Genomic DNA, 23,129 nt, shown 5'->3' with positions numbered 1-23,129 from the left:
AAAAATTTAAACATTCCACTTTATTTAAAATATTCATCTTTTATCTTGTTAAAATAAGGATAATTGTTTTTGTCGGGATTGACCTAAATTATATTTTTCTACGGTAATTTTAATTTGTTTAAGAATTGCATCAACAACAGGCACAATAACCGAATTTCCAAATTGTCGGTAGGCTTGAGCATCAGATACTGGAATAATAAAATCATCGGGAAAACCCAGCAATTTTGCACATTCACGAGGGGTTAATCTGCGAGGATTTTTATTAATTTGCTCAACTAATATTTCCGAACCATCTTTATAATATCTTGCACTTAATGTTCTCGTATATTCTGATTCCATATTGATAATTCCAAAACCAAAACCGTTACCCTTTGCTTGACTATTTTTTTTATGTTGTTGTAAATAATTCCATAATTTATCGGATAATGTATATTTATCATCAACATTTTTTTCCAAAATATCTTTTAATTCATAAAGTCTTTTTATTGGTAAACTAGGAAATTCAAAATTAATATTAGGAAATATATTTTTATTAAAACAAACGATAAATATTCTCTCTCTATGTTGAGGAACGTAATATTTACCATCAACTATTTCTGAAAAAATCTCATAATTTCTAATTAACAATTCATTTTTTATTACTTGCCAAGTGTTACCTTTATCATGGCTTTTTAAATTTTTTACATTTTCTAAGAAGATAATTTTAGGTTGATGAAAGTCTATTATTCTTAAAATTTTAAAAAATAAATTACCTTGTTTTTCATCTTCAAATCCGTGTTTTTTTCCTAAAGATTTCTTTTTGCTAACACCTGCGATCGAAAATGGTTGACAAGGAAAACCACCACATAATAAATCAAAATTAGGGATATTTGAAGCTACAATATCTTTTAAATCACCGCAATATATTTCTCCAAAATTAGCGGAATATGTCTGACAACTATACTTGTTATAATCATTGGAATAAATGCAATTAAAACCATTATTTTCTAAGGCAATTCTAAAACCACCTATTCCTGCAAATAAATCAATGCTAGTTTTTATATCTATTGTGTCCAATGTTCTTAATTAATATGTGTGATATAAAAAATATAACGTAGGGTGGGCAATGCCCACATAAGAATATTATAGAATTAACTCATAAAAGTCGATCGATCCTTCCTCTTGCTCGATCGAGTTTTTCACCTTAAAAAATGTCATTGTACAGACAATCAATGTACAATAAACTTATGAAAGTGATAAAATGGAATCAAGATAAAAATAAGATATTAATAAAAGAGAGAGGAATCTCATTTGAAGCGGTTTTGGCAAATATCGATCGAGGTAATATTTTAGATGATTATATCCATCCCAATCAGGAAAAATATCCCAATCAAAGGCTAATGGTTGTCAAAATACAAAATTATTGCTTTCTAATTCCTTATGTGGAAACAGAAACAGAAATTTTTTTAAAAACAATTATCCCTTCTCGAAAAGCAACAAAAGAATATTTAGGTAAAGATTGATGAATAAATTAAACCAAGAGGAAAAAGACTTATTAGACTCCTTTGAAAATGAAGAATGGCAATCAGTAGGAGATGCAACACGTCTTCAACAAATACAAAGTTACGCTAAGGCAACTCTGGCAAAAGATAAAAAAATTACGTTACGACTATCTTCTCTTGATTTAGAGGCAATTCAAACAAGGGCGATCGAAGAAGGAATACCTTATCAAACATTAATTTCTAGTATTTTACATAAATTTGTTACGGGTAGATTAGTAGAATCCCAAGATTAAAAAGTTTAGAATTTATTGTTCACAAATTATTTTGTCATTTAATTTCAATATTACTTCAAGAGTTCGATCGAACTGCCCCCTTTCCTCGATCGAACCTACCATAAAATCTCATCAAACTTTAATTAATTAATAGAATTGCCTTATAAACTGCTTTGCAATAAATTATTTTTTGATAAAAAAATTAGTCTCCATAATGACTTTTTGCCCTAATAATTAAGATTGTTTCATCATCGGGGATAATTTCATATAAAATTCAATCTTTGATATTTAAACGATAAGAGTATAAACCTTTTAAATTACCTTTTAATGGTTTTCCTATATAGGGATTGATAGATAATATTTCTTGTAAAATTATTTTTAGTTTTTCTTTTTGTTGAGGGGATAATTTAGTAATATCTTTACTCGCTTTTTGAGAAAATCTAATCTGATAAACCATTTTTCTAACTAAAAATATCATCCATTGTTAAAGTTTCTCCTCTCTTATATTCTTCTCTAGCTATCTTAATATCTTCTAAAATTTCTTTGTTTTTTAAGATTTCAAAAGTTTCTAACCAAGATTCTAAAATATTCTCATTAATTAAGAAAAATTTTTCCTCATTTCGTACTAAAGTTACTGCTTCTTTTTGTGCGCTTTCAATAACTTTATTAAAATTTTCACGCGCATATTCTATAGAAAATTCTTGCTGATGAGATATGTTCATAAAAAACACTGATTAAAATTTTATCTTAACTGAACATTATATTCGATCGAACTTTCCTTTTGCTCGATCACTGAAAGTGGCGCTGCTCGATCGAGCCTACAATAAAATATGATCATATTTTCTGTATCATCAACCGCCTTCCATGATGATAAAGCTAATATGGAAATAGATTAAAGTAACTTTATTAAGATTTATTTTCTTTCTCATAGTTTTTGATTTTTTCATAAAGACTATCTACCGTTTCATCTTGAAAAAGTTGATCTTTTAAATCACAATAATCTTGAGGATTCAAATTACAAATTGTCCAAAAGCGAATTATTTTATCTGTTTCTAACTTATCTTTTAAAATGTCAAAAACCTCTTTAATTATTGCTTGATCATTTTTTCTATTTATATTAGTTTTCATAGCTTAATAACTCAACAAAATCAATTTTTATTTTATATTCACCAATTATTTTCTCATTCAATTTCTGGATTTTGTTCTAAAAAAGGATTAAAAATATTTATGTCACAATTAGTAAAATCCTTAGTATTACGAGTGACGATCGAAAGTTGATATTCATAAGCAGTAGAAGCAATCAATAAATCAGCTTGAGTTCTAGTTATACCTTGTTGACGCAATTTTGCTCTTAATTCTCCGCATCTTTGTGCAATTTGAGGGGTAATCACAAAAATTTGACATCGATAATCAAGAAAATTACGAAACCAATTTAATTGTTTTTGAGCATTTTTATAATTTAATCCATAATATATTTCCTCTACCGAAATCACGCTAATTCCAATAATATTTTGAGATGATAACCATTCCATTACGGACTGATTTGGTAAAGGTTTAAAAATTCAATAATAACATTAGTATCTACTAAAAATTCTATCATTTATCTGCTCATATATCATTAACTCGATCGACTCTTTCTATTGACTCTAAATACATAGGATTTTCTTGCTGTATTTTAGCTAATTCATTTAACATTTCTTCAATGGTAGGAGTTGAAGATACATTAAGTTTATTATTTTTTATTTGTAAATATTTGAAAATATCATGATTTTCTGCACCGTCTTTAGGTAACTTTTCAAAAGCAGATTCAGGAATATCTTTAATAATTTCGTCTGCTATTTCCCAAATTGGTTTTGTTTGTATTTCCTCTGTTTTTAGTTGTTGTTTGAAAGTCCGAATAAAGTTGAGGATTTCTGTTAGTTTTGTTTCTGGTATCTGTTCAATTTCTTCTAAAATTAATTCTTTGATTGCCATTGATTTTATTATCCAATAAATTGAGTAAATTTTATTATAATCTATAACTCGATCGAACTGCACCCCTTTCATCGATAGAACTTTTCCTAAAATCTCATTAAACTTTAATTAATTAAATTTTGCTAAAGCGAATTTGTCAATATACAATTTTACATTACTTTTAATTATATAATCGAATTTATTTTATTTTCTTCTTCATAGTTTTTAATTTTTTCATAGAGACTATCAACCGTAAACGAATTAATGTATCGGTTTCTAACTTATCTTTTAAAATGTCAAAAACTTCTTTAACTATTACTTGATCATTTTCAATATTTCTATTAATTTTCATAGTTTTTTAAAATTATCTATTGCATTAATAATAGCTTCTCTCATAAACTTTATTCTTTCATTTCTGTCCATATTTTCGAGAATATCTTGATATTTTTGTGGAAAGACTAAGCCAAACACTTTTTTCCCCATTTTTTCATTTTCCATCCCGATTGCTTTATAACGAGTTTTAAAGCCGTCTGCTAATATATCTTGTTTTTTTCGTGGCATTTCAATTTATGATCTTTTTTTGTTCATTATAGCCTTTTAAATGGATAACTAAAATATAGTGTTGTTGACAATATCGTTTTAAAAGGATATTATATAAAATAAATAACTATTCAAAGGCGGTTAAATATGATGAAAAATAATAAACAACAGTATCAAGAAGCACAATTATTTACAGTAGGAAGTTTATTTGCGGGAATAGGTGGAATTTGTACTGGATTTATTCAAGCAGGTTATAAAATAAAATGGGCAAATGAATATGATCAAAAAGCCTGTGAAACATACCGATATAATTATTCTCATCAACTATACGAACAAGATATTCATAATGTTAAAAATCCTAAAGATTGGGGATATGTGGATGTCATAACATCAGGATTTCCCTGTCAAGCCTTTTCGGTTGCTGGTTATCGCCAAGGTTTTAATGATTCACAGGGTAGAGGTAATTTATTTTTTGAAACAGCAAGATTTATAGAAGAAATACAGCCGAAGGCTTATTTACTAGAAAATGTTAAAAATTTAGCAGGACATGATAACGGTAAAACATTAGAAATTATCAAAGATACTATTACAAAAGGTTTGAATTATTCATTTATTCCTTTTATCCTTAACTCAAAAGATTATGGTAATGTTCCTCAAACTAGAGAAAGAATTTATATTGTTGGTTTTAGAAATGAAGGACATATAGTTGGTTCACTAAATCAAGATTTTAATGATAATTCATCTAATTGCATGAGCAATACTGTGTCAAATAAATTTAAAATACCAAAACCAATTTCTTTAACTAGAAAAATTACAGATATAATTGACAGGTCAACGGTAGATAAATCTTATTATTATGAATCATCTCATAAATATTATCCAGAATTAGAAAAAACAATGATTAGAGAAGATACTATCTATCAATGGAGAAGAGTATATGTCAGAGAAAATAAAAATCAATTATGCCCAACTTTAACAGCAAATATGGGTACTGGTGGACATAATGTTCCTTTAGTAAAAGTTGATAATCAATATAGAAAATTGACTATTCAAGAATGTTTAGGGCTTCAAGGTTTTGACCCATTTCAGTTTAAATTCCCTAATCACATGGCAAAATCCCATTGTTATAAACAAATTGGTAATTCTGTTGTTGTACCAGTTATTAAAAGAATAGCTTTAAACATCAAGTATGCTTTAAGTTAAAGAATAAGATTTAACAGGTTTTATATTATGTTTTAAAATTAAATCTTTATAAATACTAAATCGAGGTCTTCGTCCTTGTTTTTGATGATCAATAAATGTTTCATTTTTATTAACAGGATGATTATAGATTAATTCATTAGGAATTAAATAAATATCAAAATCTCCTAAATATTGACCATTTTTATAAAAATCTAAAAAATATAATTCATCCCATTGAGATTTTGGTCCAAAAGTTGTTAAATCAGGTAATATACTACAGGCTTTTACCTGTATTCTTTTGTTTTTAGTAAGATCATAACAATCAAAAGAAGTATTAATTTTCTGATTACTAGAGCTATAAATTTTTCTCAATCTACCTACATTCATAGCAAGACAAAAAGCACCTTCTGATAAGCCTTCCGGCAAGTTAACGCTTCTTGCACCCATTTTATTTAGCATTTTGGAAAGACTTAGCCATAATTCATATATTTTCATTAAATAAGATTTATCTTCACTCGTAAAAATATCCAAATCTGCGAGAAAAGAACCTTCAGGTAAAATAATATTTGACTGAATTTTCTCCATAAAGTACATACGTTTAAATAAATATAACAATCCCCTCATATTATAGAGGGGAGAATAAGATTACACAAAATAATCCTGTAAAGCCTTAACCTGTAACGGTTCAGACTGGAGCGATCGAATTGCTTCTACTGTTGCTTTAGCTCCTGCGATCGTGGTAATAATCGGTAGTTTGTAGTCTAAAGCCGATCGACGAATGGTACGACCATCAGTTTGGGTTTCTTCATCACTGTTAGGAGTGTTGATAATAAACTGAATTTGTTTATTTTTAATCGCATCCACGACATGAGGGCGACCTTCATGGAGTTTCAACACTAATTCAACATTTTTTACACCATTTTCCACAAGTACTTTTTTCGTTCCTTCTGTAGCTACAATGTTAAAACCTAGTTCTACTAAGTCTTTCGCTACAGGTACGATCGTATTCTTATCTCGATCGTTCATAGAAATAAATACCGTTCCCGAAGTCTGGACGAATACACCCGCACCAATTTCAGCTTTAGCGAATGCCTTACCAAAATCGCTATCTATGCCCATTACCTCCCCTGTGCTACGCATTTCAGGACCTAGTAAGGTATCTGTACCCACAAACTTATTGAAAGGCAATACAGCCTCTTTGACGGAGATATGGTTAGGGATAATTTCCTCTGTCACCCCTAATTCTTCAAGGGTTTTCCCTGACATCACGAGGGAAGCAATTTTCGCTAAAGGTCGTCCTATGGCTTTCGACACAAAAGGTACAGTACGGGAAGCCCTTGGGTTGGCTTCGAGGATGTAACAAGTTTCCCCTTGTACTGCGTATTGAATATTCATTAAACCAATGACGTTTAAGGATTTTGCTAGTTTTTCTGTCCAAGTGCGCAAAGTGTTGACGGTGGCTTCAGAAAGGGTAATATAAGGGATTGAACAAGCGGAGTCTCCAGAGTGGACACCTGCTTCCTCGATGTGTTCCATGATACCACCAATGACAACTTTACCTGTTGCATCGCACAGCGCATCAATATCGACTTCGATCGCATTTTGGAGGAATTTATCGATTAAAATGGGATGATCAGGCTCAATGTCCACAGCGTAGCGCATATATTGTTCTAATTCTGCATCATTATAAACAATGCGCATTCCCCGTCCTCCCAATACATAGGAAGGACGCACTACCACAGGATAACCGATTTTGTTAGAAATGATTTTCGATTCCTGAAAACTTCTAGCAATGCCGTTGGGGGGTTGTTTAATGTTCAATTCATTTAAAATTGCCTCAAATTTCTCTCTGTCTTCTGCCGTGTCGATCGAATCGGGAGAAGTACCCCAAATCTTGGTGGTGACGGTAGTAGTGGGATTAGCGAGGTAGTCTTTCAAAGGTACAGCTAATTTGAGGGGAGTTTGTCCTCCAAATTGAATGATAACGCCTTCTGGATTTTCCGCTTCGATGATGTTTAAAACGTCTTCCTTCGTTAATGGTTCAAAATAAAGTCGATCGCTGGTATCGTAGTCAGTAGAGACGGTTTCAGGGTTAGAGTTAACCATGATGATTTCAAAACCTGCGTCTTGGAGAGAGAAAGAGGCATGACAACAGCAGTAATCAAATTCTATACCTTGACCGATACGATTAGGACCACCGCCCAAAATCATTACTTTGCGTTTATCCGTCGGGATGCTTTCATTTTCTCCTGCTTCGTAGGTGGAGTAATAATAAGGCGTGAAGGCTTCAAATTCGGCGGCGCAAGTATCCACCAGTTTATAAATGGGTAAAATACCTAAAGATTTACGGAAATTTCTCACTTCATCTTCTGTGGTTTTGGTGGCGAAGGCGATTTGGCGATCGCTAAAACCGTGTTGTTTAATGAAACGCATTTCGGGCGCGGTAATTTCTTTTAATGCCTTACGTCTCATATATTTCTCGATTTCGACAATTTCCTGCATTTTACGCAAAAACCAAGGATCGATCGCTGTTAACTCGAAAATTTGTTCTACCGTCATCCCTAATCTTAAAGCATGATAGACGCTAAAAATTCTTTCGGGGGTGGGGGTGCGTAAATGGGAGCTAATTTGAGATAAGGTGGGTAAAGTCTCATTTTTGTCACAACCAAAGCCAAAACGACCAGTTTCCAGTGATCTTAAGGCTTTTTGGAAGGATTCGGCAAAAGTACGTCCGATGGCCATTGCTTCCCCAACAGACTTCATTTGAGTAGTTAAAACAGGAGATGAACCGGGGAACTTCTCAAAGGCAAAACGTGGTATTTTAGTTACAACATAGTCGATGGTTGGCTCAAAAGAGGCAGGGGTTTTCTTGGTAATATCGTTAGAAATCTCATCGAGACTGTAACCCACGGCTAACTTGGCGGCAAATTTGGCAATGGGGAAACCAGTGGCTTTCGAGGCTAAAGCGCTCGATCGAGATACACGAGGATTCATTTCAATTACGATAACATCACCATTGACGGGGTTAACGGAAAACTGAATATTTGAGCCTCCTGTTTCTACCCCAATTTCTCGAATAATTGCCTTAGAGTAGTCTCTTAACCGTTGATATTCTTTATCCGTTAAAGTTTGTGCAGGGGCGACGGTGATAGAATCCCCAGTATGTACTCCCATAGGATCAATGTTCTCGATCGAACAGACAATAACTACATTATCCGCCATATCTCGCATTACTTCTAACTCGTACTCTTTCCAACCGATGAGGGATTTTTCCACCAGAATTTGTGACATGGGCGAGGCATCAATACCGAATTTCGCCATTTCCTCGTATTCCTCTTGGTTATAGGCAATACCTCCTCCTGTACCCCCCATAGTGAAAGCAGGACGTATAATTAAAGGATACGAACCAATTTCTTCCGCTACGGCTTTAGCTTCTTCCCAATTACAAGCAATACCAGAAGGACACACAGGAACACCAATTCTCGCCATAGCTTCCTTAAACAATTCCCTGTCTTCTGCCATCTTGATAGCAGGTAACTTCGCACCAATCAACTCTACCCCGTATTTATTCAATGCGCCCGATTCGGCTAAGGCAACGGCAGTATTTAAAGCTGTTTGTCCTCCCATCGTAGGAAGAAGAGCGTCAGGACGTTCTTTAGCGATGATTTTCTCGACAATTTCGGGGGTGATGGGTTCGATATAGGTGCGCTCTGCGGTCTCAGGATCAGTCATAATGGTAGCAGGGTTAGAATTGACTAAAACCACTTGATAGCCTTCTTCCCGTAGCGCTTTACAGGCTTGTGTACCAGAATAGTCAAATTCACAGGCTTGTCCTATGATAATCGGTCCTGAACCTAAAATGAGAATTTTGTTTATATCTTCACGACGTGGCATAGATTTATTACTTTAACTCGTTAATGTACCTCGATCGTCCTTTAATTTATCCCTTTAGGGAGTATCTTTCAATACTTTTTTTTATAGTCGATCGAGATCATTGTAATCTAATCAGCAAATAAATTCTGCATCTATTTATCTAGTTTTGTTGACACGGTTACTATCGGGGAGTTGGAGTATTAGGTTAAATCACGAAAAATCAACTAAGGCGATTTTCAAAAAAGAATTTACCAATCTTTTTTATAATTCCCCCTTTGTTAAGGGCAGGGCTGTTTCAAAGTCGAGCTAAAATTGCATTTTATCAGTTCAATTTATTGAACGAAAACTATTTAAGAATCATTATATCATCAGATTAATTTCAAGTTATCCGTTGTTTACTCTCGATCGAAATTCATTGATAATAGAAGGTTAGCTTATTTATAGTAACTTGATATTTTAAAATGCGTATCTCATTTAATTGGTTAAAAGAATTAGTTGACATCACTATCACTCCTGAAGAATTAGCAAAAACCTTGACAATTGCAGGTTTTGAAGTGGAAGATATGGAAGACAAAAGAAAATGGGCAGATGGTGTCGTAGTTGGTAGGGTGGTAGAGTGCGATCGACATCCCAACGCTGATAAACTAAGTGTATGTAAAGTCGATATTGGCGACGAAACCCCGTCTCAAATCGTTTGCGGTGCGCCCAACGTCAGAAAAGATATATTTGTACCCGTTGCCACCTTGGGGAGTTATTTACCCAAAATTGACTTAAAACTCAAACCCACCAAATTAAGGGGAGTGGAAAGTAAGGGCATGATATGCTCATTAGCAGAATTGGGCTTGGCGAAGGAAAGCGAAGGAATTAAAATCTTAGAGGGCGATTTGCAAGTAGGGCAAGATATTCGCCCCATTTTAGGCTTAGATGACGTAATTTTAGACATCACCGCCACCGCTAACCGTGCCGATGCTTTAAGTATGGTAGGAGTTGCCAGAGAAGTATCTGCTTTAACGGGTGGAGAATTACACCTCCCCCCCATTGAAACCACCCCCAACCCCTCCTATCTAGGAGGGGAGTCTCCCAGAGGATTGACAGATGTTGACACCATTTCCCCTATTACTAAAGGGGGATTAAGGGGGGTTTCGATCGAAGAAAGTTCTGCTAGTAGCGCTTATATTGGTACAATCATTGAAAATGTTAAAATTGCCCCTTCCCCTGTCTGGTTGCAACGGCGTTTAGAATCCGCAGGAGTGCGCCCCATTAACAACGTTGTGGACATAACTAACTATATCCTCTTAGAATGGGGGCAACCTTTACACGCTTTCGATCGAACTAAGTTATATAATCTTACCAACGCTGAAGAATTGACTATTGGGGTGAGATTCGCCAAGGAAACCGAAACCCTAACCACCCTAGACGGGCAAAAACGCACCCTTAACCCTCAAAATCTCCTCATTACCGCTAATAATCATCCCGTTGCCTTAGCTGGTGTCATGGGAGGAGAAGACAGCGAAGTTGACAATAACACCCAACATATTTTACTCGAAACTGCCTTATTTGAGCCTGTACCCATTCGCCGAAGTGCTAAAAGTCAAGGTATTCGCACGGAAGCCTCTACCCGTTACGAAAGAGGAGTTAATCAAGTGGAGTTGGAAAAAGCCTTAAATCGTGCTGTTTCTCTTATCCTTGAGTTGGCTGGAGGGGAAGTTGTCGCCCAAGCTATGGCTGATAATCGCCCTGATACTCTTACTAATTCTATCGAATTGAGGCTCGATCGAGTTCATCAAGTTTTAGGTAAGGTAATCTCTCCCTCAAAGGAGGGGGAAGGTTTACAAGATATATCTCCTGATGATGTTGTCAGAATTTTGGAAGATTTGGGCTGTAAGTTGGCAGTTAAGACGGAATCTCCTCTTACATGGCTTGTGACTGTGCCTTCCTACCGCTATCGTGATTTAGAGAGGGAAATCGACTTAATCGAAGAAGTTGCTCGTTTATACGGTTATGATCATTTTACTGATACTTTACCTGCTCAATCCCAAGTCGGCTATATTCCCTCTTCCTATCAAATTCAACGTCACATCCGCCGTTGTTTACAAGGTTTAGGTTTAACGGAATTAGTGCAGTATTCCCTCGTCTCCCCCGAAAAAGCCTCCGTTAAAATCGCTAATCCCCTCTTTTCGGAATATTCCGCCCTTCGCAGTAACTTGATTGACGGTTTAATCAATGCCTTTGAATTCAACCACGCCCAAGGAAACGGCTATCTCAAGGGCTTTGAAATTGGACGAGTTTTTTGGCTCGAAGATGGAAATATGAGGGAAGCTGACGCTCTAGGTGGCATTATAGGCGGTAATTTATATACCGATGGTATCTGGACAACTAGCGGTAAACCCCAACCCATGACTTGGTATCAAGCAAAGGGTATTTTAGAGAGTCTATTTAAAGATTTAAACGCACCTATTACCTATCAGGCTTATAGTGAAGATAATAGACTACATCCGGGTAGAACTGCCAGTTTATGGTTAAATAAGACTAAAATCGGCGTTTTTGGACAACTTCACCCTCAACTGCGTCAAGAAAAAGATTTCCCTGATAGCGTTTATGTCTTTGAAATCCAATTAGAGCCATTAATCGCCTATTTAGACCAAAAATACCTAAAAATACCTACTTTTAAACCTTATTCTACCTATCCCTCCGTCGATCGAGATTTAGCTTTCTTTGCCGATGTTAATCTCACCGTTGCAGAAATTACTAACGCTATCCGTAAAGCAGGAGGTAAAACCCTTGTGGATGTCAAGTTATTTGATGAATATAAAGGGGAAAATGTAGAGACGGGAAAACGCAGTTTAGCTTTTAATTTAGTTTACCGTTCGATCGAGCATACCCTCAAAGATACTGATGTTGATCCTATTCACGATAAAATCAGACAATCTTTAACTAAACAATTTGCCGTAACTTTACGCAGTTAATCGATTTGGTGGGCATTGCCCACCCTACAGTTTTATGTCAGAAAGACTTTATGACATAAAACTTTTTTTTGAGTTAATCTAACATAACGTTTTGGTTAATGTATTATGTCTAAACCCTTGATTTTAATAATTTTCTGATTCCCATGAGCAAACCCTATTTATAAATTAATTGTATTCCAAGGTTGCAGTTCGATCGCACTGGTATTAATATTTTCTTTAGTTAGTAAATCACGAAAACGATCGATCGAGCCTTCTTCTTTTAACATTTTCGTCAAAAAACCATTAAACTCTAAATCTCCTCCTCCTGCTGTGGAGAAAATATATTGCGGTTTTAACCAACGACACACCTCCACCGCATCTTCCTGCCCTTTAATCACATAACCGACAAAAGGTATTACGATATTTGTTAGGGGTGTGATGATCGCTTTTACGGCTTTTTGACGTTGCAAATTAGCACTATGAAAACCATGAGGCTCATAATAGATCGAATCTTCACTATGAAGGTCTCTAATTATATAACCATTTTCCACTAAATTAACGCCAACTAATGAACCGGGTACAGCCTCTATGGCTATTTTGTCTTGAAAAATATAAGTTTCGTTGTGTTTTAAAGGGTGAATATCTGTATAACCAAAACCTTGACAAACCTTAGTGGCATTTTCTGAAGCGATTACTGGTAAATTACGATCGAGTACCTTCAGAGTGGGAGGGTGAGCATGATCTTCTAAACCTTGGGATAATAGTATCATGTCGATGGACTCTGGCATCGATCGAGCCGTCTTTTTTTTCCCCTCAAATAACCAAGGTGAGTTACCAAATGTCAAAGAGCCTACTAACCAAGGATCAAGTAAAATTCTTAATCCTGCTATTTCTATTAACCAAGAATTGCTGTCTAACCAAGTTAATTGCATAATGAAAAGTATTGTAAAATATGATAATAATTTATAGTTTATCTTTTTTATACCTATGCCTCCACGTTGGCCTCGTCAACCCGATCGACAAAATGACCCAGAATATCGTAAACTAGACGATCGAATGAATTTTGCTGTTCATGTCGCTTTATTCCTTGCTTGTAATTCTGGAGTCTGGTTTTTTCATATTTTTAATCATCCCGAATGGTTATGGGCAAATCAATTTAGCTATATTTGGGGCGGTTTTTTAGCCCTACATCTTCTTTATATTAGCTCGATCGCTGATTATTCTAAATAAACTTCTCTAATGAGATAATAAGGGTTAAAACCCTTACTACAAATAAATTTTTTTCGGAGAAGTCTATACTTATGTCGAACTCATGTGATACTTAGGTAAAGAGGGGCGTTTATACATCCTTGTTAAGATGAATCCGATAAATAATAACGCCATTGCTACATATAAAGCTAGATTATAACTACCAGTGGTTTCTTGAATCCATGTAAAAATCAAAGGACCTACTACTCCAGCACTACCCCACGCAATTAACATTGTGCCATAAATGCGCCCAATATGTGCAGAACCAAAAGTATCCGCCGTAAATGCAGGCATAGTGGCAAATCCTCCCCCTAAACATCCTAATAAATAAGAAGCAATGATCATAAAAACGTAGTAGTTACTGATGTGAGGAATAATCAGATACAGTACGGCTTGACTTAAAAACATGATAGAAAATACTAACTTTCTACCAATACCATCGGATAACCATGCCCAAAATAAGCGCCCTAATCCATTAAAAATTGATGCGATCGCCACTACAAAAGCCCCTGCAGTATCCCTTGCTTGAGTCGCTTCTTGAGGCGTAAGATTAGCCATAACTGGATATAAATTTTTAGCAATAGTTGATAGTTGAGAAATAAAGCCTAAATTAGCAGTAACATTTAAAAATAACATCCCCCATAATAACCACCATTGAGAGCGTTTTAAGGCTTCTTTAAAAGTAAAAGAAAGGTTATTATTACCTCAGTTCGGTGCAAGAATGTTTGATAAGGGCAGGTTGCAGGTTTCAGGTTGCAGGTTTCAGGTGTAATTTTCAGAAGATTATATAATTCGATCAAAGAATTGAAGATAAAAAAATCAATTAGGATATATTTTTTGTCCAAAAAATATTTGAACAAACAAAAACGAAAAAAAGAATACCCTAAAATGTAGAGAGAGTAAGGATTTTAGAAGGTGGACGTACCCCGACTCGAACGGGGGACCCCATCGATGTCAACGATGTACTCTAACCAACTGAGCTATACGTCCTAATCATGAATTATTATATCTTTAATCAAAAAATAATGCAAGGTTAGATTGGCTGTATGTTCAAAGTTTTTGTTTATGGTACGTTAAAACCAGACGGTAAATACTATCAAATTTATTGTAAAGGAAAAACCCTTCAAGAGGTCAAATGTTGGACGATCGGACGTTTGTATGGTTTATCCTTAGGTTATCCTGCTATGATTCAAGAAACACTTGACGATCGAACTAATCATCGAGTTTACGGTTATTTACTGACTTTTGCTTCTTTAAAAGACTTAGATAATCTCGATAAATTGGAGGGTTATTCGGGAATCCCCCATTCTCCTTTAAATGAATACGATCGAACTAAAATAATCGTCTATAATGAGGCTAATCAAGCCATAGATGAGGTGTGGACTTATTTTATGACACAAAAGAAGGTAAATCTTTTAAAAGGTGTTTATTTGCCCTCTGGACAATGGGAAAACGTTGTTGAGAATTGAAAAAGTCCCATTGAGAATTATTGAGAATTGGGAGTTATCCATTAAAATAATATAGTCAATTTCTCAGAAAAATAGTCTAATATTCAGTATGCAGAATTAAAAAATGTGATTGTCTCATGTAAATTCTGCAAAAAGTCGCTAAATTAAATAATGATTCTGACAAATACAAAACTATCTAAAAATTAACATTAGGAGATAAATTTCTATGGAATCCCAAAGCTACGAACAAGAAACTCAAACTCAAGATAACACCCCTTTCAATGATGACGTTGCTGGTGTCATCACCAAAGCCACCACTCCAACTTCTGGTGATGGTGAATGGCAAGAATGGGTAAATGTTGTGGTGGACTATTTAGCAAAATTACCCGATGCTTTAGGTAACTTTTTCTCTGATTATAAACAACCTTTAACTACTTTTGGTTTAATCATTACTGCTACTATTACCGTTTATGTCACTTTATCTGTTTTAGATGCCATCGATAATATCCCTTTATTATCTTCTATTTTGGAGTTGGTGGGCTTAGGATATACAGCTTGGTTTGTTACCCGTTATCTACTAAAGGCTTCCACTCGTCAAGAGTTATTTTCTGAATTTGATAGTTTGAAAAAACAAGTTTTAGGCGGAAAAACTCAAAGCTAGGTGTTGGGTGTTAGGTGTTAGGTGTTAGGAATTACCCATTTTTCACAAAATCAAGGTTGCTGGAGATTGCTTAGGAAACGAGAGGTAATAGATAATGGTGCTATAGGGGATTGAAACAATTTTTATTAATTTTAAAGAATGGAGAAGATAAAAAATGTTTTACTTTCGTATCGAACCTCAGGGCAAAATTTCCCCTTCTCAACAGTTAATGGATCAACTTCAGTTTGCGATCGCATCCCGTCAATACCCACCCGGACATCGTTTACCTAGTACCCGACAACTAGCTATCTTGACTGGCTTACACCGCAATACCATTAGCAAGGTTTATAAACAGTTAGAAGAAAAAGGCTTGGTGGAATCCATCCCCGGTTCTGGTATATATGTTAAGCATCAAAAGAAAGATATTACTCTCAAATCTCCTTCTTCTTTACTAAAATCCTACCCCGATGCCGAAAAAATTATCAGTGATTCGATCGACAATCTTTTACAACAAGACTGTAATTTAGAACAGATTAAACAATTATTTTTAGAAGAAATAGACTGGCGTTTGCGATGCAGTGCCTTACTTTTAGTGACTGTACCCCTTTCAGATTTGAGTACAGGAAAATTGATGCTCTTGGAGTTGGAAAAAGCCTTGCTGATACCCATACAATTAGTGCCAATGGAAGAACTAAATTTAGTTTTAGATAAAAATAATTCCGTTACTATTGTCACCAGTCGTTACTTTATTCATCAAGTTTTAGAGTTAGTCAATCCCGAATTTACGAGGGTTATTCCCATTGATATTTATGATTATAAACAAGAGTTACAAATTATCAAAAAGTTACCCCAAGATTCTTATTTGGGCATTGTCAGTTTAAGTGCAGGTATTTTGAGGGTAGCGGAAATTTTAGCCCATAGTTTAAGGGGTAATGATATTACCGTGATGACGGCACAGGGAAATAATCACCAAAGGTTGAGAAATTTGGTACGCTGTGCTTATACTATTATTTGTGATCCTCATAGTTATTTAATGGTGAAACAAACTCTCAAGGAAGTACAATACGACTTGATTCGTCCTCCTGAGATTATCTGTAGCAATAGCTATATTGGGGAAAAATCGATCGAACTGTTAAAAAGAGAATTAGGCACGGAATCATAGAATATTAGGCATTTTTCCACCATTCGACTTGTTCACTTGTCCACCTGTCTCGTTTTCACTACTTTTCTTATATCGAACTGAGGTGAATTGAGGTACTAATTATGTCAAAATATGTTATGTATTTGTAACAAAATTCAATAAATGATTCAAAAAATAAGATGTAAGTTTATTATAAATAATACAGTATTTTAAACTTGACAGGGATTATAAAATAAAATGTTATTGAAGTTTATTTTAATCGATCGTTTATTAGAGAATCGAATCACCTCAAATCATCCTCAAGAATCATTTTCTCTCTTAGTAAAACACAAAGAACAAGGATTCTCTCTCCTTGAGGTATTAGTAACAATTTTAGTCATTAGTGGCTTTTTATTAGGCTCATTACAAGCAACAGTTTTAGCCACTCTTTTAAGGATACAAGCCCAAGATAAACAAGACGCAATCAACTGGACACAACAAGATGTGGAGTTAATGAGATATAAAGCATTTACATTAGTATCGGATCAAGATAATTGTGGAAATTATGGGGAAAAATTAGAAGAAAAATTGATTTCATCAGGCTTTTTCCCTGAACAAGATGATGTATTAATTAATGGTAAAGAATATAGAGTCGAGAGACTTTATCTTCAAAGCGATAATATTTTACAGATAAACCATATTATCAAATACGATCATAATCATCCTAGATATAAAGGAACGACAGCAGATAATACCGTAACAAAATTATCCACGGAGGAACTTCCCCATGTCGCTCTTAGTTGTTAATTTACTCAATTTATTCAGCAAAAAAAATAAACAGAAAGGATTTACTTTATTTGAAATAGTGATCATCTCTGTCATTGTCGGTATTTTAAGTGCCATGGCAGTACCTAATCTAATCGGCTCTCAAAGACAAGGAACTGTCAACCGTACTTTTTCCCAAATTCGATCGACATTAGTAGAAGCACAACTTAACGCTAACCGCTTGAGTTCAAGTTGTCCGATTAATATTTCTATCACAGAAATTACAAGTAATCAATCAGGTTGCCTTTTAGAAAATATTACCATTAATTCTAGTATTGTCCATATTACTTCTACTGCGGGAACATTACCTCAAACCATTAATTTTAGTTATCGAGGCACTACTGGCAACGGACAAACATTACAAATTAGCAGAAAAACATTTGCTGGGAAAGCAATGCCAGAAACGGGTAAATGTATCGTTATCTCCTCTACGGGCATGATTCGTACTGGAATTTATAATCTTTCTGCCCCTTCTAACTGTGAAAACCTAGAAAATAAACGTTATGTACCATAAAACAATCTAAAATATTCTCTATTGCCCATTTCCGAATTTCTCACATTACCTTAGTTTTCAGTTATTATTTATTAATAATCTCAATGTGAGGAGAAATTATGGCAGTTCAATTACAACAAGCAATGGCCGTTGGTACATATATATTAAGGCAAAAATTACTAGGCAGAAAAAAATTTCCCCTAGTCTTGATGCTTGAGCCTTTATTTCGCTGTAACTTAGCGTGTCCGGGTTGTGGAAAAATTCAACATCCCCTCGAAATTCTTAAACAATATTTATCCCCCGAAGATTGCTTTAAAGCAGTGGATGAATGTGGCGCCCCCGTTGTGTCTATTCCGGGGGGAGAACCTCTTTTACACCCTCAAATCGGCGAAATTGTCAAGGGTTTAGTCGATCGAGCTAAATATGTATATCTTTGTACTAACGGAATTTTATTAGAGGAAAAACTACACTTATTCGAGCCTTCTCCTTACTTAACCTTTAGTGTACACCTTGACGGATTGAAAGAAACTCACGATCGATGTGTCGATCGTACAGGAGTCTTTGATACCGCCGTCAAAGCCATAAAAACTGCTAAAGCCAAAGGATTTAGAGTTAGTACTAATACAACAGTATTTGAAGGTACTGATCCTCAAGAAATACAAGAATTTCTCGACTTCCTCGAAAGTCTTAATACCGATGGGGTAATGATTTCCCCCGGCTACAGCTACGAATGGGCGCCCGATCAAGAACACTTCCTCAAAAGAGAGCAAACAAAAGCCTTATTCCGACAAATCCTCGAACCTTGGAAAAAAGGAGTCAAAAACTGGAATTTTAACCATAATCCCCTGTTTTTAGACTTTTTAATGGGAGAAAAAGATTATGATTGTACCCCTTGGGGAAGCCCTAGTTATAGCGTTTTAGGATGGCAAAAACCCTGTTATTTATTGAATGAAGGCTATTATCAAAGCTATCAAGAATTGTTGAATAAAACGGAATGGGAAAAATACGGACAAAAAAGCGGTAATCCCAAATGTGTTGATTGTATGGTACATTGTGGTTATGAACCAACAGCAGCTATGGATGCCCTTAAAATAGAAAATACGGGGAGAGCTATCACCAGTCTTTTTCGTTAATAAAACTTGTGCATAAGCATCAGTGAATAGAAAAAAGAGGAAAAGTAAAAGAAATTTAACGATTAACTATTAATTATCAATTCTCAACTATTCACTATTAAAGGTACAATTACAATAAAATATCCGTATATTTAATAATTATGAGTACAGTGTTCCTTGTCGAAGATAGTACAACGACAAGAAAAATGATGAGTGAACTATTAATCAAACAAGGGTTAAAGGTAGAAATAGCCACCGATGGGGTGGAAGCCTTAGCAATGTTGCCCACTATTAGTCCAGACATCGTGGTTTTAGATATAGTTATGCCTAAAATGAATGGTTATGAGGTTTGTCGTAATATCAAATCTGATCCCAAAACGAAACATTTACCCGTATTGATTTGTTCCTCGAAAGGGGAAGATTTCGATCGATATTGGGGGATGAAGCAAGGAGCAGATGCTTATATTGCAAAACCGTTTCAACCCAAAGAACTCATTGCTACCATTAAACAATTATTGAAAGGATAAAGTTAAAATATCATCATGAAAGATTAATGGCTCGATCGAGATTTTGAGGATAAGTATTGAAAAATTAGTATTTTTAAGTTTTGATTGATGATAGGTGAAAAAATGAATAAATCATTAACTAGATAGAAAAATATGGCTGAAAATCAAAAGTATTCAGACTCCCCTCCGAGCCAAATTACTTTAGGGTTAGAACAATCAGTAGAAGCAGTAGAAGCCCCCGAAGGCGAACCTCATCTTCGCTTCGTGCTGTCGTCAGGAGATGAATTTGCCCTTCCTGCCATTGGCATTCGGGAAGTAATGCAACAAGAGCCAGAGCGTATTACCCCAATACCTAACGCTTCTCCCCTACTACTAGGCACAATTAATCTACGGGGAGAGATAATCTGGGTAGCTGACTTAGGACAGTTTTTGGGTTATCCTAATATGTTGAATACCGATCGATCGGACATCCCCGTCATTGCCATTGAAGATCAAGAAACAATTTTGGGGTTAGCCGTAGATAAATTAGGTGCGATGCAATGGTTAGACCTAGATACAATACAGATACCCCAAAATATTCCCGATCATATCGCCCCCTATATTCAGGGAGAATGGATCGATGAAAAAAATGACTATGTAAGACTTTTAGACCAAATTGCTATTCTTCGATCGGCTCGTTGGGTAGCATAAATGACATTAATCACCAAGATAACATCAAGAATTTAGCAATCAACGGAGAAGCCACTATGGTATCAGAAACTGACTATCAACAAAGATATGGACAAGCTCAAACAGCTTATCTCGAAGGTGATTTAGAGTCAGCGATCGAAATTGCGGACAGTATTACGAGAGACTATCCAGAAGACCCTAGCGTTTTGTTGTTGAAAGGTCACATATATTTGCGTCAGCAGGAGTACGATACTGCCAGATTAACCTATAAACAAGTACTCAATTTAACAGATCACCAAGAATTAGTTAGTTTAGCTAATCAGGGATTAGCACAGATAGAAGAAGAACAAAATTTTTATCCCTCAGAAGTGGAATCCCCCATGTTTGGGGATGACATTGAAGAAATAGACGATGATGAAGAAGGCGATAATTGGACAAGTAGTATTCAATTTGATAGCATAGACTGGGATGTGGACGAATTAGAAGAAGAAGATATAGAAGATCCAACTTTACAACAAAACCCTCCCGCCAATAGGGATTTTTCCGCCCCCCCTCCCAAACCAAAATCACCACCACCCCAAAAAGATTCTTTTGAGGATTTTTTTGATGATGAAGAAAGTGAAGATACCGCTGCTAATTTTGCTGAAAATACCCCCGAACAAGTATCCTCTGATTCACCATTTGAAGGTTTTTCCGATGATTTACTGGCAATGAATCTCGATGAATCAGATTTTAATTATGATTATCCTGATGAAGATTCTAACGGTGATGGAGGTCAAGATACCGGTGCACCTACTTTTGTGGTATCTTCCGATGAACCTGAGTTAAGTGATTTAGAAAAAATGTTAACAGGAGGATCAGACATTTTAGGGGGTACAGAATTACTAGGTGATTTTGATGAAGATTTTGGCGACTATAGTTCAGAATTACAACCTTTAACTTCGGCTATGGCAACCAATGGAACTTCTAACACTGAATTAGACGATGATGATCCTTTAGTACCTGATGGGGAAGAAAACTTCTTTTTTGCCCCCGATGAATTAGATGATATTCCTGATATTGATGCGGATGAGTTACCCGTATCGAGTATTTTTACCAAAGAACAAAAACAAGATAGGTCTTTTAATAATATTTTAGATGATAACGATAATGTTTTTGATGATGATTTTGACAATGAAATTACGGGAAGTTTTAGTTTTGATACGGATAAAATTAATTTAGATATAGACGATGACGAAGAAATAAGCGTGTCTTCTTCTCTGTCGGATATATCCACTTCTTCTTCTACTTCCTTCACTCCAGAAATAGAAATCCCTCAAGGTAATTTTGCTAAATATTACAATTTTCCTTTATTCACCAAACAATTAATTCATGGTGGGGTAACGGGGGTTGTTACTTTTTTCATGGTGCTTTTAGTTAGTTTTTCTATCAGTTCTATTTCTCTAAATAAACCAGAGACAAAACTAACTCCCGAAAACAAAGAAAATCCTGCACCAAAACCAGAAGACAAAAAAGTTGAAACGATTTCTTATCCTTTCTTTAACCGATTTTTATTAAGTTTAGTGGCAGGTTTAGCTAGTGGTGGTAGTACGATAGGGCTAGGTTATTTAATGAGTAATCATATTAAACGTTATACCAACGATTTGCAAAATCAATTTGAGTCGGTATATCAAGGGGATTATGAAGTTAAAGCCACTGTTTATTCTCAAGATGAATTTGGTACTTTAGCCGCAGGATTTAACCAAATGGCAAAAATGATTAATACTACCACCACAGAAGCGAGAAAACGGGCGGATGAAACCGAAAGAGCAAGGGAAGATTTACAGCGTCAAGTTATTCGTCTCCTCGATGACGTGGAAGGGGCGGCTAGGGGAGATTTAACGGTACAGGCGGAAGTAACGGCGGACGTATTAGGGGCGGTTGCTGATGCTTTCAACTTAACTATTTCTAACCTTCGCAAAATCGTTAAACAGGTTAAACAAGCGGCGGTTCAAGTAAACAAAGCTAGTACAGATAGTGAACTGTTTGCTCGAAATCAATCTAGTGACGCTCTAAGAATGGCGGAGGAGTTGGCGGTAACTCTTAATTCGGTGCAAATGATGACGGACTCCATTCAAAGGGTAGCTGAGAACGCTAGGGAAGCGGAAGAAGTGGCTCGATCGTCTAGTGTTACAGCCCTGAAGGGTGGTGATGCGGTAGAACGAACTGTAGCAGGGATTTTACAAATTAGAGAAACGGTATCGGAAACTACTCGTAAGGTTAAACGATTAGCGGAAGCCTCTCAACAAATTTCTACTATTGTGGCGGTGATTTCTCAAATCTCATCTCGTACAAACCTTTTGGCGTTAAATGCTTCTATTCAAGCGGCAAGGGCAGGGGAAGCTGGAAGGGGTTTTGCTATCGTTGCGGATGAAGTACGACAGTTAGCCGATCGATCGGCGACATCCTTGCAGGAAATTGAGCAAATCGTTCTTAAAATTCAAACGGAAACAGGCTCGGTAATGACGGCGATGGAAGAAGGTATCCAACAGGTACGAGATGTTACAGAACGATCGGAACAAGCCAAACGATCGCTAGAAGATATTATTCAAGTAGCTAACCGTATTGACGCTTTAGTTCGATCGATCACCGCCGACACCGATGAACAGAGGGAAAATTCCAGAGGGGTGGCAAAAGTAATGCAAGCGGTAGAATTAACTGCTCAAGCCACTTCCCAAGAATCTCAACGGGTTGCAGGTTCACTGCAAAATCTGGTAGGTATTGCAAAAGATCTCATTTCTTCCGTAGAACGTTTTAAAGTAGAAGGGAAATGAATTAAGAAT

At 35.6% G+C, this 23,129-nt stretch carries 25 protein-coding genes and 1 tRNA gene; 14 read left to right on the top strand and 12 right to left on the bottom strand.

Going from position 1 to position 23,129, the window contains the following annotated elements:
- Window positions 1-48: 48 nt before the first annotated feature.
- Entirely contained in the window at window positions 49-1,056 is a 1,008-nt protein-coding gene (gene dcm, locus SYN6308_RS03295) for a DNA (cytosine-5-)-methyltransferase (protein ID WP_017293008.1), read from the bottom strand.
- 155 nt (window positions 1,057-1,211) lie between these two features.
- On the opposite strand from dcm (SYN6308_RS03295), the gene SYN6308_RS03290 reads away from it, so the two are divergent.
- Entirely contained in the window at window positions 1,212-1,502 is a 291-nt protein-coding gene (locus tag SYN6308_RS03290; RefSeq protein WP_237741252.1) for a BrnT family toxin, read from the top strand.
- Window positions 1,502-1,774 carry a CopG family antitoxin gene (locus tag SYN6308_RS03285; protein ID WP_017293006.1) on the top strand — a complete coding sequence of 91 codons (273 nt, stop codon included), beginning with the start codon at window positions 1,502-1,504 and terminating at the stop codon, window positions 1,772-1,774. The genes SYN6308_RS03290 and SYN6308_RS03285 overlap by 1 nt, the downstream gene beginning before the upstream one ends.
- Before the next feature lie 253 nt (window positions 1,775-2,027).
- Here SYN6308_RS03285 and SYN6308_RS21665 read toward each other — a convergent pair whose 3' ends face one another.
- The 6 genes from SYN6308_RS21665 to SYN6308_RS03250 form a co-directional block, all read right to left on the bottom strand.
- Complete coding sequence (locus SYN6308_RS21665) at window positions 2,028-2,210, bottom strand: type II toxin-antitoxin system RelE family toxin (protein ID WP_306301627.1); 183 nt, start codon at window positions 2,208-2,210, stop codon at window positions 2,028-2,030.
- A gap of 4 nt (window positions 2,211-2,214) precedes the next feature.
- Window positions 2,215-2,475: a hypothetical protein gene (locus tag SYN6308_RS03275; protein WP_017293004.1), complete on the bottom strand. Its 261-nt coding sequence runs from the start codon at window positions 2,473-2,475 to the stop codon at window positions 2,215-2,217.
- A 184-nt stretch (window positions 2,476-2,659) separates the two neighbouring features.
- Complete coding sequence (locus SYN6308_RS03270) at window positions 2,660-2,881, bottom strand: hypothetical protein (protein WP_017293003.1); 222 nt, start codon at window positions 2,879-2,881, stop codon at window positions 2,660-2,662.
- A gap of 53 nt (window positions 2,882-2,934) precedes the next feature.
- Window positions 2,935-3,285, bottom strand: coding sequence for a PIN domain-containing protein (locus SYN6308_RS03265; RefSeq protein WP_017293002.1), 351 nt, complete (start codon window positions 3,283-3,285; stop codon window positions 2,935-2,937).
- Window positions 3,286-3,361: 76 nt separating this feature from the next.
- Window positions 3,362-3,727: a hypothetical protein gene (locus tag SYN6308_RS23235; RefSeq protein ID WP_144051386.1), complete on the bottom strand. Its 366-nt coding sequence runs from the start codon at window positions 3,725-3,727 to the stop codon at window positions 3,362-3,364.
- A 327-nt stretch (window positions 3,728-4,054) separates the two neighbouring features.
- Window positions 4,055-4,267 carry a hypothetical protein gene (locus SYN6308_RS03250; RefSeq protein WP_017292999.1) on the bottom strand — a complete coding sequence of 71 codons (213 nt, stop codon included), beginning with the start codon at window positions 4,265-4,267 and terminating at the stop codon, window positions 4,055-4,057.
- Window positions 4,268-4,393: 126 nt separating this feature from the next.
- On the opposite strand from SYN6308_RS03250, the gene dcm (SYN6308_RS03245) reads away from it, so the two are divergent.
- Window positions 4,394-5,449, top strand: coding sequence for a DNA (cytosine-5-)-methyltransferase (gene dcm, locus SYN6308_RS03245; protein WP_202803875.1), 1,056 nt, complete (start codon window positions 4,394-4,396; stop codon window positions 5,447-5,449).
- Here dcm (SYN6308_RS03245) and SYN6308_RS03240 read toward each other — a convergent pair.
- A complete protein-coding gene (locus SYN6308_RS03240; RefSeq protein ID WP_017292997.1) occupies window positions 5,441-6,013 on the bottom strand; it encodes a Bsp6I family type II restriction endonuclease in 573 nt (190 codons plus the stop codon). The two genes, dcm (SYN6308_RS03245) and SYN6308_RS03240, sit on opposite strands and share 9 nt — an antisense overlap.
- A gap of 60 nt (window positions 6,014-6,073) precedes the next feature.
- The gene (gene carB, locus SYN6308_RS03235) at window positions 6,074-9,322 is read right to left on the bottom strand and encodes a carbamoyl-phosphate synthase large subunit (RefSeq protein WP_017292996.1); all 3,249 of its coding nucleotides are present in this window, start codon (window positions 9,320-9,322) and stop codon (window positions 6,074-6,076) included.
- Window positions 9,323-9,762: 440 nt separating this feature from the next.
- Here carB and pheT point away from each other — a divergent pair, with 440 nt between their 5' ends.
- A complete protein-coding gene (pheT, locus tag SYN6308_RS03230; RefSeq protein WP_017292995.1) occupies window positions 9,763-12,267 on the top strand; it encodes a phenylalanine--tRNA ligase subunit beta in 2,505 nt (834 codons plus the stop codon).
- Window positions 12,268-12,425: 158 nt separating this feature from the next.
- Here the strand turns inward: pheT and SYN6308_RS03225 are convergent, their stop codons facing one another.
- Window positions 12,426-13,178, bottom strand: a complete 753-nt coding sequence (locus SYN6308_RS03225; protein WP_017292994.1) for an MBL fold metallo-hydrolase — start codon at window positions 13,176-13,178, stop codon at window positions 12,426-12,428.
- Window positions 13,179-13,233: 55 nt separating this feature from the next.
- On the opposite strand from SYN6308_RS03225, the gene SYN6308_RS03220 reads away from it, so the two are divergent.
- A complete protein-coding gene (locus SYN6308_RS03220) occupies window positions 13,234-13,476 on the top strand; it encodes a hypothetical protein (protein ID WP_017292993.1) in 243 nt (80 codons plus the stop codon).
- Between the two features lie 69 nt (window positions 13,477-13,545).
- On the opposite strand, the gene SYN6308_RS21655 is transcribed toward SYN6308_RS03220, so the two are convergent.
- Together SYN6308_RS21655 and SYN6308_RS03210 are read right to left on the bottom strand one after the other, a co-directional pair.
- On the bottom strand, window positions 13,546-14,130 hold the full coding sequence (locus SYN6308_RS21655; RefSeq protein ID WP_017292992.1) for an MFS transporter: 585 nt from the start codon (window positions 14,128-14,130) through the stop codon (window positions 13,546-13,548).
- 280 nt (window positions 14,131-14,410) lie between these two features.
- A tRNA-Val gene (locus SYN6308_RS03210) sits at window positions 14,411-14,484 on the bottom strand.
- A gap of 56 nt (window positions 14,485-14,540) precedes the next feature.
- Here SYN6308_RS03210 and SYN6308_RS03205 point away from each other — a divergent pair.
- The 9 genes from SYN6308_RS03205 to SYN6308_RS03165 all read left to right on the top strand — a co-directional run bounded on the left by SYN6308_RS03205 (window position 14,541) and on the right by SYN6308_RS03165 (window position 23,120).
- Entirely contained in the window at window positions 14,541-14,963 is a 423-nt protein-coding gene (locus SYN6308_RS03205; protein WP_017292991.1) for a gamma-glutamylcyclotransferase family protein, read from the top strand.
- A gap of 205 nt (window positions 14,964-15,168) precedes the next feature.
- A complete protein-coding gene (locus SYN6308_RS03200; protein WP_017292990.1) occupies window positions 15,169-15,603 on the top strand; it encodes a CAAD domain-containing protein in 435 nt (144 codons plus the stop codon).
- Window positions 15,604-15,757: 154 nt separating this feature from the next.
- Window positions 15,758-16,744, top strand: coding sequence for a GntR family transcriptional regulator (locus tag SYN6308_RS03195; RefSeq protein WP_017292989.1), 987 nt, complete (start codon window positions 15,758-15,760; stop codon window positions 16,742-16,744).
- A gap of 216 nt (window positions 16,745-16,960) precedes the next feature.
- The gene (locus tag SYN6308_RS03190) at window positions 16,961-17,509 is read left to right on the top strand and encodes a type IV pilus modification PilV family protein (protein ID WP_017292988.1); all 549 of its coding nucleotides are present in this window, start codon (window positions 16,961-16,963) and stop codon (window positions 17,507-17,509) included.
- Complete coding sequence (locus tag SYN6308_RS03185; RefSeq protein WP_017292987.1) at window positions 17,490-18,041, top strand: prepilin-type N-terminal cleavage/methylation domain-containing protein; 552 nt, start codon at window positions 17,490-17,492, stop codon at window positions 18,039-18,041. Before SYN6308_RS03190 ends, SYN6308_RS03185 begins: the two co-directional genes overlap by 20 nt.
- 98 nt (window positions 18,042-18,139) lie before the next feature.
- The gene (hpnH, locus tag SYN6308_RS03180) at window positions 18,140-19,153 is read left to right on the top strand and encodes an adenosyl-hopene transferase HpnH (protein ID WP_017292986.1); all 1,014 of its coding nucleotides are present in this window, start codon (window positions 18,140-18,142) and stop codon (window positions 19,151-19,153) included.
- A gap of 140 nt (window positions 19,154-19,293) precedes the next feature.
- Window positions 19,294-19,659: a response regulator transcription factor gene (locus SYN6308_RS03175; RefSeq protein WP_026101892.1), complete on the top strand. Its 366-nt coding sequence runs from the start codon at window positions 19,294-19,296 to the stop codon at window positions 19,657-19,659.
- A 132-nt stretch (window positions 19,660-19,791) separates the two neighbouring features.
- Window positions 19,792-20,328, top strand: coding sequence for a chemotaxis protein CheW (locus tag SYN6308_RS03170; protein ID WP_017292984.1), 537 nt, complete (start codon window positions 19,792-19,794; stop codon window positions 20,326-20,328).
- Entirely contained in the window at window positions 20,316-23,120 is a 2,805-nt protein-coding gene (locus SYN6308_RS03165; protein WP_017292983.1) for a methyl-accepting chemotaxis protein, read from the top strand. Before SYN6308_RS03170 ends, SYN6308_RS03165 begins: the two co-directional genes overlap by 13 nt.
- Window positions 23,121-23,129: the final 9 nt, after the last annotated feature.

Origin of the sequence: Geminocystis herdmanii PCC 6308 (assembly GCF_000332235.1) — a bacterium.
Lineage (GTDB): Bacteria > Cyanobacteriota > Cyanobacteriia > Cyanobacteriales > Cyanobacteriaceae > Geminocystis > Geminocystis herdmanii.
This window is presented reverse-complemented; position numbering and strand designations above follow the sequence as displayed.